This is a genomic window from Corallococcus terminator (assembly GCF_049194865.1).
Lineage (GTDB): Bacteria > Myxococcota > Myxococcia > Myxococcales > Myxococcaceae > Myxococcus > Myxococcus terminator_A.
This window is the reverse complement of sequence record NZ_JBLZWL010000129.1, coordinates 23,680-37,209: the sequence shown is the minus strand read 5'-3', so window position 1 is coordinate 37,209 and position 13,530 is coordinate 23,680. Positions and strand designations below refer to the sequence as shown.

The 13,530-nt window shown below is 70.1% G+C and carries 11 protein-coding genes; 9 read left to right on the top strand and 2 right to left on the bottom strand.

What is annotated here, in order from left to right; all coding sequences use genetic code 11:
- Positions 1-3 precede the first annotated feature (3 nt).
- A complete protein-coding gene (locus ACN469_RS38015) occupies positions 4-759 on the bottom strand; it encodes a hypothetical protein (RefSeq protein ID WP_498776635.1) in 756 nt (251 codons plus the stop codon).
- A 167-nt stretch (positions 760-926) separates the two neighbouring features.
- Here ACN469_RS38015 and ACN469_RS38010 point away from each other — a divergent pair, with 167 nt between their 5' ends.
- Positions 927-1,517, top strand: a complete 591-nt coding sequence (locus ACN469_RS38010; RefSeq protein ID WP_498776308.1) for a hypothetical protein — start codon at positions 927-929, stop codon at positions 1,515-1,517.
- Between the two features lie 28 nt (positions 1,518-1,545).
- Here ACN469_RS38010 and ACN469_RS38005 read toward each other — a convergent pair whose 3' ends face one another.
- Positions 1,546-1,836: a DUF3467 domain-containing protein gene (locus ACN469_RS38005; protein WP_141641313.1), complete on the bottom strand. Its 291-nt coding sequence runs from the start codon at positions 1,834-1,836 to the stop codon at positions 1,546-1,548.
- Positions 1,837-1,905: 69 nt separating this feature from the next.
- Between ACN469_RS38005 and ACN469_RS38000 the strand changes: the two genes are divergently transcribed.
- From ACN469_RS38000 to ACN469_RS37965, 8 genes are all read left to right on the top strand, one after another.
- Positions 1,906-2,706 carry an alpha/beta hydrolase gene (locus tag ACN469_RS38000; protein ID WP_498776305.1) on the top strand — a complete coding sequence of 267 codons (801 nt, stop codon included), beginning with the start codon at positions 1,906-1,908 and terminating at the stop codon, positions 2,704-2,706.
- Positions 2,707-2,760: 54 nt separating this feature from the next.
- Positions 2,761-3,477, top strand: a complete 717-nt coding sequence (locus tag ACN469_RS37995) for an ABC transporter ATP-binding protein (protein WP_498776304.1) — start codon at positions 2,761-2,763, stop codon at positions 3,475-3,477.
- Entirely contained in the window at positions 3,474-6,014 is a 2,541-nt protein-coding gene (locus tag ACN469_RS37990; RefSeq protein ID WP_498776303.1) for an FtsX-like permease family protein, read from the top strand. The genes ACN469_RS37995 and ACN469_RS37990 overlap by 4 nt, the downstream gene beginning before the upstream one ends.
- Before the next feature lie 4 nt (positions 6,015-6,018).
- Positions 6,019-7,284 (top strand): lipocalin-like domain-containing protein, encoded by a 1,266-nt coding sequence (locus ACN469_RS37985; protein ID WP_498776301.1) that lies wholly within the window; start codon positions 6,019-6,021, stop codon positions 7,282-7,284.
- A gap of 81 nt (positions 7,285-7,365) precedes the next feature.
- On the top strand, positions 7,366-8,235 hold the full coding sequence (locus ACN469_RS37980; protein ID WP_498776299.1) for a hypothetical protein: 870 nt from the start codon (positions 7,366-7,368) through the stop codon (positions 8,233-8,235).
- 160 nt (positions 8,236-8,395) lie between these two features.
- Positions 8,396-8,995: a TetR/AcrR family transcriptional regulator gene (locus ACN469_RS37975; RefSeq protein ID WP_498776297.1), complete on the top strand. Its 600-nt coding sequence runs from the start codon at positions 8,396-8,398 to the stop codon at positions 8,993-8,995.
- Between the two features lie 130 nt (positions 8,996-9,125).
- Positions 9,126-10,238 carry an efflux RND transporter periplasmic adaptor subunit gene (locus ACN469_RS37970; RefSeq protein WP_498776295.1) on the top strand — a complete coding sequence of 371 codons (1,113 nt, stop codon included), beginning with the start codon at positions 9,126-9,128 and terminating at the stop codon, positions 10,236-10,238.
- Between the two features lie 39 nt (positions 10,239-10,277).
- A complete protein-coding gene (locus tag ACN469_RS37965) occupies positions 10,278-13,397 on the top strand; it encodes an efflux RND transporter permease subunit (RefSeq protein WP_498776293.1) in 3,120 nt (1,039 codons plus the stop codon).
- Positions 13,398-13,530 lie beyond the last annotated feature (133 nt).

Genomic DNA, 13,530 nt, shown 5'->3' with positions numbered 1-13,530 from the left:
TCGCTACGGCGCGGAGTAGTCGGCCGGCGCCTCGAAGTCCACAGGAGGAACGGGGGGCGCGTTGTGGCCCGCCGCATCGAACGCCTCGATGCGCGCCCGGTAGCTGCGGCCGTCCTCCAGGGCGAACGTCCCGCTGCACGCCTCGTGGCCGATGAAGGCCGTGCTGTTGGTCACCGGCACCACGTACTGCTGGACGCTGGGTCCCGGACGACGCGGCTCCAGCTTCACCACGAGATACGCGGGGCTCTCCTCCTTCAGCGACAGGTTGAGGCGCACGAAGCGCGCGGTGCCCTGGGCCGTGCGGCGCAGGAAGCCCTCGGAGACGGCGGGGCGCTTCTGCCAGCGCGGCGGCTGCGTGTCGGCGCCCTTGCCGGTGTTCCACTCGGGCAGCGCCCCGCCCCGGCCGTTGAGCACGGTGACGTTGGGCAGCACCTCGTCGAGCCGCAGCGTGTAGCGCCTGTCCGGCTCCAGCTTGCCCACGACCTTGAGGACGATGGTGGCCCGCCCCAGGCTGCTCTCCCAGCCGCGCTGCGCCTTCACCTCCACCTCGTGGTCGCTCGCCACCAGCCGCAGCTTCTTGCCCACCAGCGCGACCACGGGCTCCCGAGCCGTGCCCACGCCCTCCAGCAGGAACCGGCTGTTGATGGGGACGATGGCACCCGGCGTGGGGAACAACTGCACGCCGTCCCCCAGGCACTGGGCGGAGGCGGTACGAGCGCACAGCAGCACGAACAATGAGACGAGGATTCGGAGCACGATGTCCCGAGTCTGCGCCGCTGCGGGATGGATGCCAACCCGTTCAACGAGCACGGCGATATGGGGGACACGCCCCGTGCGTTTCCAGGAGTGTCCCCCGCGAGCCAGACCCCGGGCTCGCGAGCCAGCGCTCCATCCGCCGTCCCCCGGGGAATTTCGAGAACATCACCATGCGCTCACGCCTTTCGACGTGGGTGACGGTCGGGCTCCTGATGGGAGCTTGTGGCTGCGCCGTCACGCCTGAAACCCGCCAGCAGTTGGTGGAGACCACCAGCGGCAACGCCATCTACACGCTGCCGTCGGACGCCCTGCTGGCGACGACCCGCCGCGTGCTCGCGGAGCAGAAGTATGAGCTGATTCCCAGCGCGGACCCGCTCTACGTCCACACCACCTGGCGCATCCGGGGCAACACGGACATGGGCGCCAGTTGGTCCCGCATCCTCGTGCAGGTCCATCCGCTGTCGGACGGCCGCGCCGTGCTGCGCGCCTACCGGATGGCCTACACCACCAACGGGCGCGCTCCCGCGCATCCGAGCCTCGGCGCCGGCACCCGCGACGCCAAGCTGGGAGACGGAGCGGCGGCGGCTTCCGTCCAGGGAGAGCCCCTGTCGCCGGCGAAGCCCGTCGTGCGTCGCGCCTCGGATATCGAATGGGAGGTGCTGTCGCGCGTGGAGCCCAGGCTCGCCGCCCACCTCGAGGCCCGCGCGGAGGCGTACCTGGCCACGGGCAAGAAGGACCCCAGCGAGCCCACCGAGGAGTGAAGCCGCCCTCGGGCCGCGGGGCCCCGCGTCAGTGCATGCCGCCGTCGTCCTCGCGCAGGACGATGGCGCCGTACTTCGCCTCGTAGCGGTTGAGGTTGTCCTGCATGGCCAGCATCAACCGCTTCATGTGCTTGGGGCTGGTGATGATGCGCGAGCGCACCTTGGCCCGGAGCTGCTGCGGCTGGACGTAGATGAAATCCAACGTGAATTCCGTGTCCGTATGGTTCACGAGGGCCATGTTGGCGTACTGACCATTGGCGACGTCCTCGTCGATTTGAATCTGCAACTGCATGTCCGGGGGCTTCGGAGTGTCCGCCATGAGGCAGGGGGCATAGCGCCTGCGCCTCCGCGTGGCCAGCCTGTCTTCATGATGGATGCCTCGCTCGCCATGGACGCGGAGAAAACGGAGCCCTTCGAGCTGGGACGGGGCCCGGACGCGTGCCTGTTGCTGCACGGCTTCACCGGCAGTCCCTGGGATGTGCGCCCCCTGGGCGAGGCGCTGGCGGCGCGCGGGATGCATGTGGTGGCGCCGCTCCTGCCGGGTCACGGCACCACGCCCCAGGCGCTCCTCGGTGTCACCTGGCGCGACTGGCGGGCGGCGGCCGAGCGCGCCCTGGATGCGCTGCGGGGTCACCGGAGCGTCTCCGTCGTGGGGCTGTCCATGGGGGCGCTGCTGGCGCTGGGATTGGCGGCGGACCACCCGGAGAAGGTGCGGGCGCTGGCGCTCGTCGCCCCGGCCGTGCGCTTCCGGGGGCCTCGGATGATGCTCATCCGCCAGCTGTCGCGCACGCCGCTGTTGGAGTGGGCGCGGCCGTGGGTGGAGAAGACGGGCACGGACATCTCGGACCCGGTGGCGCTGGCCGAGGCGCCGGTGCTCTCCGGCTTCCCGGTGGCGCGACTGAGGGACTTGGTCACCTTGCAGGACGAGGCGGCGCGCCGTGTCGCGGGGGTGCGCTGTCCCGTGCTGGTGGCGGTGGCCGAGCAGGACCACGTCGTGGACCCGGAGGGAGGACGGTGGCTGGCACGCCGGCTCACCGCGTCGCCGAGCGTGCGCGTCGTCTCGCTGCGACGCGGCTTCCACGTCATCCCCCGGGACACCGACGGCCCCCTGCTGGCGAGCGAGGTGGGGGGCTTCCTGACGCAGTGGCGTGACTTCGGGGAATGGGAGCCACAACCGGCGGGCGCGTGACGGGGGCTGGGGACGCGGCGAAAAGCGCCGGCCCCGTATATCAAGGGCTCGCACATGCCTGAGTCCGACACCCCTCCTCTCGTCGAGCTGCGTGACGTCACCAAGTCCTATGTCGAGGGCGACACCGCGCGCGAGGTGCTCTCCGGCGTGCGGCTGACGCTGCGCCGGGGCGAGTTCGTGGTGCTGCTGGGCCGCAGCGGCTCGGGCAAGTCCACGCTCCTCAACCTCATCAGCGGCATCGACCTGCCCACGCGCGGCGAGGTGCTCGTCGACGGACGCAACCTCGGAACCATGAGCGAGCGCCAGCGCACGTTGCTGCGCCGCGAGCACGTGGGCTTCATCTTCCAGGCGTTCAACCTGCTGCCCACGTTGACGGTGGAGGAGAACGTGCGGCTGCCGGTGGAGCTCAACGGGCACGACGCGGCGGAGGCGAGCGCGAAGGCGCGGGCCCTGCTGGAGCGCGTGGGACTGGCCTCCCGCGCGAACAGCTTTCCGGACCGGCTCTCCGGCGGCGAGCAGCAGCGCGTGGCCGTGGCGAGAGCGCTCGCGCACTCACCGCCGCTGCTCCTCGCGGACGAGCCCACGGGCAACCTGGATGAGGCCACGGGCCGGCAGGTGTTGGATTTGCTGGAGGGCCTCACCAGGCAAGGCCACGCGTGCGCGTTCGTCGTCACGCACGAGCCGGGGCTGGTGGCCCGCGCGGACCGGGTGCTGGAGATGACGGGCGGGCGCCTGGTGGAACGCGAAGCGCCGCGAAGGGAGCCCCGGTGACAAATCTCCTGGTGCGCTCCAGCCTGCGCCACCTGGGCCGCCACCCGTGGCTGACGGCGCTGTCCCTCTTGGGCATCGCCCTGGGTGTCGCGGTGGTGGTGTCGATTGATTTAGCGAGCGGCAGCGCGCTGCGCGCCTTCGAGCGCTCCACCGATGCGGTGACGGGGAAGGCCACGCACCAGCTCATGGGCGGCACCTCGGGACTGCCGGAGGGTGTGTATCGCGACTTGCGGCTGCGTCCAGACGCGCCCGTGTCCGCGCCCGTGGTGGAAGGCTACGTGCAAGCGGCGGTGGGCGACCGGCGCACGCTCACGGTGCTGGGGGTGGACCCCTTCGCGGAGACGCCCTTCCGCGACTACGCGGGTGACGAAGCCGTGGGCGACGTGGGCGCGCTGCTCACCCAGCCGGGCACGGTGTTGTTGAGCGCGCGGGCGGCGCGGGCGCTGGGCGTGGAGGCCGGTGGGCTCTTGCCGGTGCGCGTGGAGGGCCGCGAGACTTCGCTGCGCGTGGCGGCGCTGCTGGCGCCCGCGGACGAGGACACGGCGCGCGCGCTGGAGGCGCTGGTGCTGACGGACCTGTCCACGGCGCAGGAGGTGCTCGGGCGCGTGGGGCGGCTGACGCGCGTGGACCTGCGACTGACGGGCGGGGACGCGCAGGCGGAGCGACTGCGCGCGACGCTGCCCACGGGGACCGAGGTGGTGCGCGCGGCGGCGCGGGCCGGCACGGTGGAGCAGATGACGAAGGCGTTCCGCACCAACCTCACCGCGCTGTCGCTGCTGGCGCTCGTGGTGGGGATGTTCCTCATCTACAACACGATGACGTTCTCCGTGGTGCAGCGGCGCGGACTGCTGGGGCGGCTGCGCGCGGTGGGCATCACCCGGGGCGAGCTGTTCGCGCTGGTGCTGGGCGAGGCGCTGGTGCTCGGCATCGTCGGCACGGTGGCGGGGCTGTTGCTCGGCATCCTCCTGGGTCGCGGGCTGGTGGGGCTCATCACCCAGACCATCAATGACCTCTACTTCGTGGTGAGCGTGCGCGGGCTGGCGCTGGAGCCCTTCACGCTGGCCAAGGGACTGGCGCTGGGCATCGGGGCCACGCTGCTGGCGGCCCTGGTGCCCGCGTGGGAGGCGGCGCGTTCGGCGCCCGCGACGACGCTGCGCCGCTCGACGCTGGAGGACGTGTCGCGCACGCGCGCGCCGAAGCTGGCGCTGCTGGGGTTGCTGGTGCTGGCGGCGGGCGTGGGGCTGTTGGGGTGGCCCACGCAGGCGCTGGTGCCGGCGTACGTGGGGCTCTTCGCGGTGCTGATTGGCGCCGCGCTGCTGGTGCCATGGGTGACGGAGCGGCTGTCTCTCTTCGCCGCGGGGCCGCTGGGGCTCGCCTTCGGGCTCTTGGGGCGCATGGCGGCGCGCGGAGTGAGGACGAGCCTCAGTCGCACGGCGGTGGCGCTGGCGGCGCTGATGGTCGCGGTGGCGACGACGGTGGGCGTGGGCCTCATGGTGTCCAGCTTCCGAGGCACGGTGCTGTCGTGGCTGGAGGCCTCGCTCCTGGCGGATGTGTTCATCTCCCCTCCCTCGCTGGTGGCGCGACGGGGAGACTCCACGCTGGTGCCGGGCCTGGTGGAGCGGCTGCGCACCCTTCCGGGCGTCGCGGGCAGCAGCACCCTGCGCGTGACGCGGGCGCGAGTGGACGGTGTGCCCACGGACTTGATCGCCGTCGACTTCAGTCGCTCTCCGGGGCGGCCCTACCGCTTCAAGCAGGGTGACGAGGCCGCTGTGTGGCGCGCGCTGGATGCGTCGACGGAGGCGCTCATCGTCTCGGAGCCCTTCGCGTTCCATCGGGGCGTGGGCGTGGGTGACACGGTGCGGTTGGCCACGGACCGGGGGATTCACGCCTTCCGCGTGGTCGGCGTGTACTTCGATTACGGCTCCGACGTGGGGACGATGCTGATGCCTCGCGCCACCTACGAGCGTTGGTACGACGACCGGGGCGTGAGCGGCGTGGCGCTGTACGCGTCGCCGGGGCAGGACGTGGACTCGCTGGTGACCGCGGTGCGCGAGAGCGCGGGGGATGAGCAGGCGTTGCTGGTACGGCCGAATCGCTCGTTGCGACAGGCGTCGATGGAGGTGTTCGACCGCACCTTCACGATTACGCAGGTGCTCCGACTGCTGGCCATCGGCGTGGCCTTCGTGGGGGTGCTCAGTGCGTTGATGTCATTGCAGCTGGAGCGGGCTCGGGAGTTCGCGGTGCTGCGGGCCACGGGGCTGACGCCTCGACAGCTCTGGGGACTGGTGTCGCTGCAGACGGGCCTGTTGGGTTTGCTGGCGGGGTTGTTCTCGATGCCGCTGGGCGTGGGGCTGGCGTACATCCTGGTGCATGTCATCAACCAGCGGTCCTTCGGCTGGACGCTGCGGCTCGAGGTGACGCCGGAGACTTTGTGGCAGGCGATGCTGCTGGCGCTGGTGGCCTCGGCGCTGGCGGGGCTGTACCCGGCGTGGAAGATGGCTCGTGCCAATCCCGCGTTCGCGCTGAGGGAGGAGTGACGCCATGAGCAACGGCCGAGGGCTCGTCATCGGGACGGCGGTGGTGCTGGCGGCGCTGGCGGTGGCGGCGTACGTCGTCACGCGCGAGACGGAGCCTCCCGCGCTCGCGAGGGGCGGGACGCTGACGGTGGCGAAGGCGCTCGGTGGGGGTGACGGAGGCACGGCAGGCTATGCGCGAGCCTTCGAGCCCCGCGCGTTCCACTTCCCCGAGGACCACGGCCCGCATCCGGAGTTCCGCACGGAGTGGTGGTACTGGACGGGCAACCTCGAGACGGCGGACGGGCGCGCCTTCGGCTACCAGTTCACGCTGTTCCGAAACGCGCTGGCACCCGAGGCGCCGGCGCGGGACTCCGCGTGGGGGACGCGGCAGGTGTACCTGGGGCACTTCACGGTGACGGACGTGGCGGCGGGGCGGTTCCATGTCGCGGAGCGCTACAGCCGCGCGGCGCTGGGGCTCGCGGGGGCGAGTACGCAGCCGTTCAAGGTGTGGCTGGAAGACTGGGAGGCGGCGAGCGTGGGTGAGGCGACGTGGCCGATGCGGCTGCGGGCGGAGACGGACGACGTCACGCTGGAGTTGTCGTTGGAGCCGGGCAAGCCGCCGGTGCTCGAAGGGGACCGGGGCTTGAGCCAGAAGAGCGCCGAGCCGGGCAATGCATCGTATTACTACTCGATGACACGCATGCCCTCGCGCGGCACGGTGCGGGTGGAAGGACAGACGTACGCGGTGACGGGCGAGAGCTGGATGGACCGCGAGTGGAGCACCAGCGCGCTGGGCGCGGACCAGGTGGGCTGGGATTGGTTTTCACTCCAGCTCTCGGATGGCAGCGAGCTGATGTATTACCAACTGCGTCGCGAGGATGGGACGGTGGACCCGTTCAGCTCGGGGACGTGGGTGCCTCCCGTGGGTGCCGTGGACAGTGCTTCCGTGCACCTGACCCGGGATGACGTGAAGCTGGCGGTGCTGAGCACGTGGAAGAGTCCGCGCGGTGGGGTGTATCCGTCGAAGTGGAAGCTGGGCGTGGAGAAGCTCGGGTTGGAGCTGACGGTGACGCCGAAGCTCTCGGACCAGGAGCTGCCGGTGAGCGTGCGCTACTGGGAGGGCAGCGTGGACCTGGACGGCGTGCGTGCGGGCCAGCCCGTGAAGGGGCGCGGCTACGTGGAGCTGACGGGCTACGCGGACACGGCGAGCTCGACACGACGGCCGGAGGCACGGGCCCGAGGGACTCCGGAAGCTCGAAGTGCGCCAACCACAGACATCCCGCGACACTGACCACGGCTGTCTGATTCCAGTGGGCCCATGGCAGGGAGGCTGAAAGAGAGCCTATGCTTCACCCCTCACCCGGGGGGTGTCATGAGTCATGACAGTGAAGCGAGCACCAGTGCTGGTGTGTCCGTCGTCGCGGCAATTCAACCCGATGTGCGCCTCACGCCTCCTGAACCAGGCGGCGCCGTCACTCCCATCCCAGTCCCACAGAACCAGCGGCTGATGATGCTCACCACCGCGCTGCCATTGCTCAGCGTCGCGGCGGCGTGGTTCATCGCCCCTGGCTGGAGCTACATCGCCGCGTCCGCCGTGCTGCTCGCCTTCCTCGCCGTGCTCGGCCACAGCCTCACCGGGACACCCTTCGGCGTGCTCATCAGCGAGCGCAACATCATGAGCCTGTCTCGCTTCCAGGCCGCCACCTGGACCGTCATCGTCGTCGCCGGCTACCTGACCATGGTCATCGCCCGAGTGAAGACAAACACTCCCGATGCCGTCAACGTCGCCATCCCCCAGGAGCTCTGGTGGGCCATGGGCATCGCCTCGACGTCACTGCTCGGCACACCCCTGCTGCTCAGCGGCAAGCGCGCGAAGACCCCTGACGCCAAGGTCGTCGCCTTCACCGCCGCCCAGCTCTCGGAGAGCCCCTCCGACATCAACGCCCAGCGCCAGGGCGCCCTCTATGCCAACAAGAGCATCCAGGACGCGCGCATCTCCGACATCTTCCAGGGCGACGAGGTCGGCAACACCGCCCGAATCGACCTCGCCAAGGTGCAGATGTTCTATTTCACCGCCATCGCCGCGGTGACCTACTTCGTCGACATCTCCATGGCCATCCGACGCGGCGCCCTCACCAGCCTCCCGGAGCTCTCCGAAGGCCTCATCGCCCTGCTCGCCATCAGCCATGGCGGCTACCTCGTCAGCAAGGCCACCGACCACTCCAACTCGAAACCCTCCTGAGCCACCCCAACCCCGGCCCCGGCGCACCCTCGCGAGCGCCGGGCGCCTGACGACCCGCCAGACAAGCCCCCTGAAGCCCGCCCGGGTGGGTGCATGCGGCACATGAGTCCCGCGACAAGGGACTTGCGATGACCCACTGACCGGATTACCATTCTGGTCAATGAGTTCCGACCCTCGCATCGCCATCCTCAAGGCCGCCGGCGAAGTCTTCGCCCGGTTCGGCTTCAAGAAGGCCTCGGTGGAGGACATCGCCAAACGCGCGGGCGTCGGCAAGGGCAGCATCTACCTGCACTTCGAGAGCAAGGAAGCGCTGTTCGAGGCGATTGTCCGGCAATCCCACGAGATGAGCCTCGCCGAGCTCAAGGCGAGCGTCCAGCGAGCCACGACGCCCGAGGCCCAGGTCCGCGCCTACATCCGCTGCAAGCTGGAGCAGAGTGTCCGGAAGCACGACGGGGAGCGCCTCGAGCTGGCCACGCTCTTCGAGCTGGGCACCCAGGTGATGCACCTCGTGCCCCAGATGCAGGAGGCGGACGCCGCCATCCTGGCCCGCGTCTTCGAGGACGGGGTGGCGCAGGGGGCCTTCACCGTCAGCGCCCCCCCACTGGCGGCGCGCGGCTTCGTGGAGCTCATCGGGATGCTCGTCCCCAGGCTGATGACCCAGGACACCCCTCCCCTGACGCTCCAAGCCCTGGACGCCGCCTTCGAGGTCTTCATCCGCGGCCTCTCCTCCCCACCCGCCTCCAAGCCCCCCATGAGCTGACACCCCACGGGCCCCACTCCGTGCCCGGAGGGTTGGGGTGTTCGTTTGCCCGGGACTGACCAGAAAACCAAATCAGTCATTCAGTGCCGGACGCCCTTGAAGTCCCGGCCCCACGACGAGGAACGCAGCGATGAAGACGAGCTTGAAGGCAGCAGTGGTGGTGGTGGCCGTGGTGGCGGGGGCGTGTGGCGGGGGCAGCAAGCCCGTGGCTCCCCCTCCCGCGGCGCAGGCCGTCCAGAAGCCGGTGGGCGTCAAGGCAGTCACTCCGGCCAAGCAGCTCGAGGCGAGCGTCCTGCAGGCCACCGGCAGCGTGCGCGCCAAGCAGGAGGCGACGCTGAGCGCGGAGGTCTCCGGCACCCTCACGAAAGTCACCGTGAACGCGGGCGACGCGGTGAAGCGCGGCCAGGTGCTCGCGCAGCTGGACACCTCCAACGCGCGGCTCACCGCCAATCAGACACGCGCCGCCAAGGCCGCGGCTGAAGCGGCGATGGAGGGCGCGAAGACAGAGGTGGAGCGGGCACGGGTGCTGGCGGAGTCGGGCAGCCTCGCGCGCGCCACACTGGACAAGGCCGAAGTCGGCTACCGCCAGGCCCAGGCCCAGGCCGAGCAGGCGGCGGCGGTCTTCGCCAGCGCGCAGGAGGCGCTGCGCGACGCCACCCTCACCGCGCCCTTCGACGGCGTCATCACCACGCGCAGCCGCAACGAGGGGGACTACGTGTCGCCGGGCACGGCCATCTTCGGCCTCGTCAACACGCAGGCGCTCGAGGTGCGCGCCCCGGTGCCGGAGGCCTTCGTCGACCGCGTGAAGGTGGGCACCATCGTCAAGGGCACACTCAACCCCTCCGGCGCGCCCTTCGAGGCGAAGGTGAGGAGCCTCGGCGCCACCATCGACTCGCAGACGCGCACCGTCGAGGTGCTCGCGGACGTGCTGCCGGCGAAGAGCGAAGGCGTCGTCCTTCGCGCGGGCGCCCTGGTGGAGCTGGACTTCTCCAACATGATGGCCACCGACGACACGTCGGGCCAGGCGGGGCTCTTCCTGCCCTCGCAGGCCGTCAACTCGAAGGGCCAGCAGGGCTTCGTCTGGGTGGTCCAGGACGGCAAGGCGCAGCGCCGTGACGTCAAGGTGGAGCGCGTGCTGCCCGGCTTCGTGCGCGTGGTGCATGGGCTCGGCCACGAGGAGCGCGTCGTCGCCGACGCCAGCCTGCCGCTCCAGAACGGCGTCGCGCTCCAGGTCGTCCAGTAGCCCTCCCCTTCCCTCCCCTCTCCGACGAGCGCCACCACCATGCTCCAGACCTTCATCAAACACTCCGTCTTCACCGTCATGCTGGTGGCGGCGGTCGTCGTCTTCGGCCTGTATGCCTATCCGCGCATCGGCGTGGACCAGTACCCCAACGTCGACATCCCCGTCGTCACCGTCACCACGCTCTTGCCGGGCGCGGACCCCGAGTCGATGGAGAAGAACGTCTCCGACCCGCTCGAGGAGGCGCTCAACACGCTCAACGGCGTGGACGAGCTCAACTCCATCAACCTGGAGAACGTCAGCCAGGTCACCATCAGCTTCAAGCTGGGCACCAACGTGGACGTCGCGGCCCAGGACGTGAGGGACCGCGTGCAGGCCACGCTGCGCGAGCTGCCCAACGACATCGAGACGCCCGTCGTGGAGAAGTTCGACATCGGCGCGGCGCCCATCCTCACGCTGTCGCTCTCCGGCGCGCTGCCGATTGAAGAGCTGACGCGCGTGGCCGAGGACGTGGTGAAGCCCTCGCTCCAGAGCCAGGCGGGCGTGGGCAGCATCGGCGTGGTGGGTGGCCGCGAGCGGGAGATTCAGCTGGTGGTCGACCCGCAGCGGCTGCGCGGCTACGGGCTGGCCATCGGCGACGTGAGCCAGGCCCTCCAGGCGCAGAGCGTGGACCTGCCCGGCGGGCGCGCCACGCAGGGCGGCCGTGAGCGAATCGTCCGGCTGACGGCCGAGGCGCGCAGCGTGGAAGAGATTGGCGCCATCATCGTCGCCAGCCCCAACGGCACGCCGGTGCGCGTGCGTGACGTCGCGGCGGTGGTGGACGGCGCGCAGGAGGCGCGTGGACTGGCCCGCTCGGACACGGGCACCGCGCTCGCGCTCGTCGTGCGCAAGCAGTCGGGCGCCAACACGGTGCAAGTGGCGGAGAACGTGAAGGAGTCCCTCGCGGAGCTGAACAGCGAGCTGCCCCAGGGCGTGACGGTCGCCACCATCAGCGACAACTCGACGACGATTCGCGCGTCCATCCACGCGGTGCAGGAGGACATGCTCATCGGCGGCGTCCTCTCCGTCCTCATCGTGCTCTTCTTCCTGCGGGACTGGCGCTCCACGCTCGTGTCGGCCGTCGCGCTGCCGGTGAGCGTTATCGGCACCTTCGCGGTGATGGCGATGCTGGGCTTCACCTTCAACATGATCACCATGCTGGCGCTGACGCTCTCCATCGGCCTGCTCATCGACGACGCCATCGTGGTCATCGAGAACATCGTCCGCCACCTGGAGGAAGGGAAGACGCCCATGAAGGCGGCGCTCGAGGGCACCTCGCAGATTGTCATCGCGGTGCTCGCGGTGACGCTCGCCATCGTCGCAGTGTTCATCCCCGTGGCCTTCATGGAGGGGACGATTGGCCAGTTCTTCTTCCAGTTCGGCGTCACGGTGGCCGTGGCGGTGCTCATCTCCTACGCGGTGTCGATGACGCTCACGCCCATGCTCTCCAGCCGTCTGCTCAAGAGCCACGCCCACAACGCGCCCCGCAACCGCGTGAGCGCCGCCATCGAGCGCGGGCTCGTGGGGATGGAGCGCGGCTACCGCCGCATCCTCGACTGGGTGCTGGGGCGGCGCGCCCTGGCCATCGCCGTGGCGGTCGGCGTGCTGGTGCTGACGCTGGGCATGGCCCGCTTCCTCAAGTTCACCTTCATCCCTCCCTCCGACAACGGGGCCGTGCGCGTGACGCTGGAGCTGCCCGTGGGCTCCACCCTGGAGGACACCGAGCGTGAGCTGGGAATCGTCGCCGCGCAGGTGCGCCCCCTGGAGGGCGTGAAGGAGACGTTCAGCACGGCCGGCGGCGGTACGCTCGAGGAGGTGCACAAGGGCGAGGTGCTGGTGAACCTGGTGCCGCGCAAGGAGCGCGCCTTCGACCAGGAGGCCTTCAAGGTGCGCCTGCGTGACGCGCTGGCCGAGCGCCCCGGGGTGATGCTCTCCATCCAAGACGTCTCCGGCGTCGGTGGCGGTGGCCGCAATCAGCAGATTCAGTACGTGCTGCGCGGCACGGACTGGCCCCAGGTCGTCGCGTCCAGCGAGAAGCTGCTCGCCACGATGAAGTCCCACTCCAGCTTCACCGACGTCGACACGACGTTCCGCAGCGGCAAGCCGCAGTTCGACGTGCGCGTGGACCGCGAGCGCGCCGCGCAGATGGGCGTGCCGGCGGCCCAGGTGGGCATCGCCCTGCGGGCCTATCTGGGGCGCGACGAGTTCATGACGTACCGCGAGGGTGGCGAGACGTACGACGTGAAGCTGCGGCTGCCCGACGCGACGCTCGCCTCCGAGGAGGCGCTGGGACAGCTCACCGTGCGCACCACGGGCGGGCAACTGGTGGAGCTGCGCAACGTGGCCAGCATCACCCCCTCCGAGGGCCCGGTGCAGATTGACCGGATGAACCAGAAGCGGCAGATCACCCTGCTCGCCAACCTGGCCCCGGGCTACACCCTGGGCGAGGGCATGAGCTACCTCACCGCGCAGGCGGAGCAGGTGCTGCCCCAGGGCGTGGTGGGCAACTTCGCCGGCAACGCGAAGGAGCTGAACAAGACCGTGAGCGCCTTCGCGACCGCGCTGGGGCTGGGAATCCTCCTGCTCTACATGATTCTGGCGGCGCAGTTCGGCAGCTACATCCACCCGTTCACCATCATGTTGTCGCTGCCCTTCGCGCTCATCGGAGCCATCGGCGCGCTGCTGCTGTCGGGCCATGCTCTGTCGATGATTGCCCTCATCGGCGTCATCATGCTGATGGGCCTGGTGGTGAAGAACGGCATCCTGCTGGTCGACTTCACCCAGCAACTGCGAGACGCCGGCAAGAGCGCTCGCGACGCGCTGCTCGAAGCCGCGCCGGTGCGCCTGCGCCCCATCCTCATGACGACCATCGCCATGGTGGCCGGCATGATTCCGGTGGCGCTCGCCAAGGGAGACGGCGCCGAGACTCGCGTGCCGATGGCGCTCGTCATCATCGGCGGCCTCATCAGCTCCACGGTGCTGACGCTGGTGGTGGTGCCCGTCGTCTACTCGCTGCTGGACGGGCTCTCCGCTCGCTTCAGTCGTCGCAAGAGTGACGCCGAGGCGTCGGAGGAAGTGGTCGCGCCGAGCGGCCCGCTCCTCGCGGAGGAGGGCTCCCACTGAAGCACGAGCCCGTGCCCCACTGAAGGCGGAGCCGAGAGCCACACCCTCGGTTCCGCCCCCTTCCCTCCGACTCGCGAGGTCGACGCTCCGGCCCTCTCAAGGGGCCGCGACGCACCTCGTGTGTCCTCTCCTC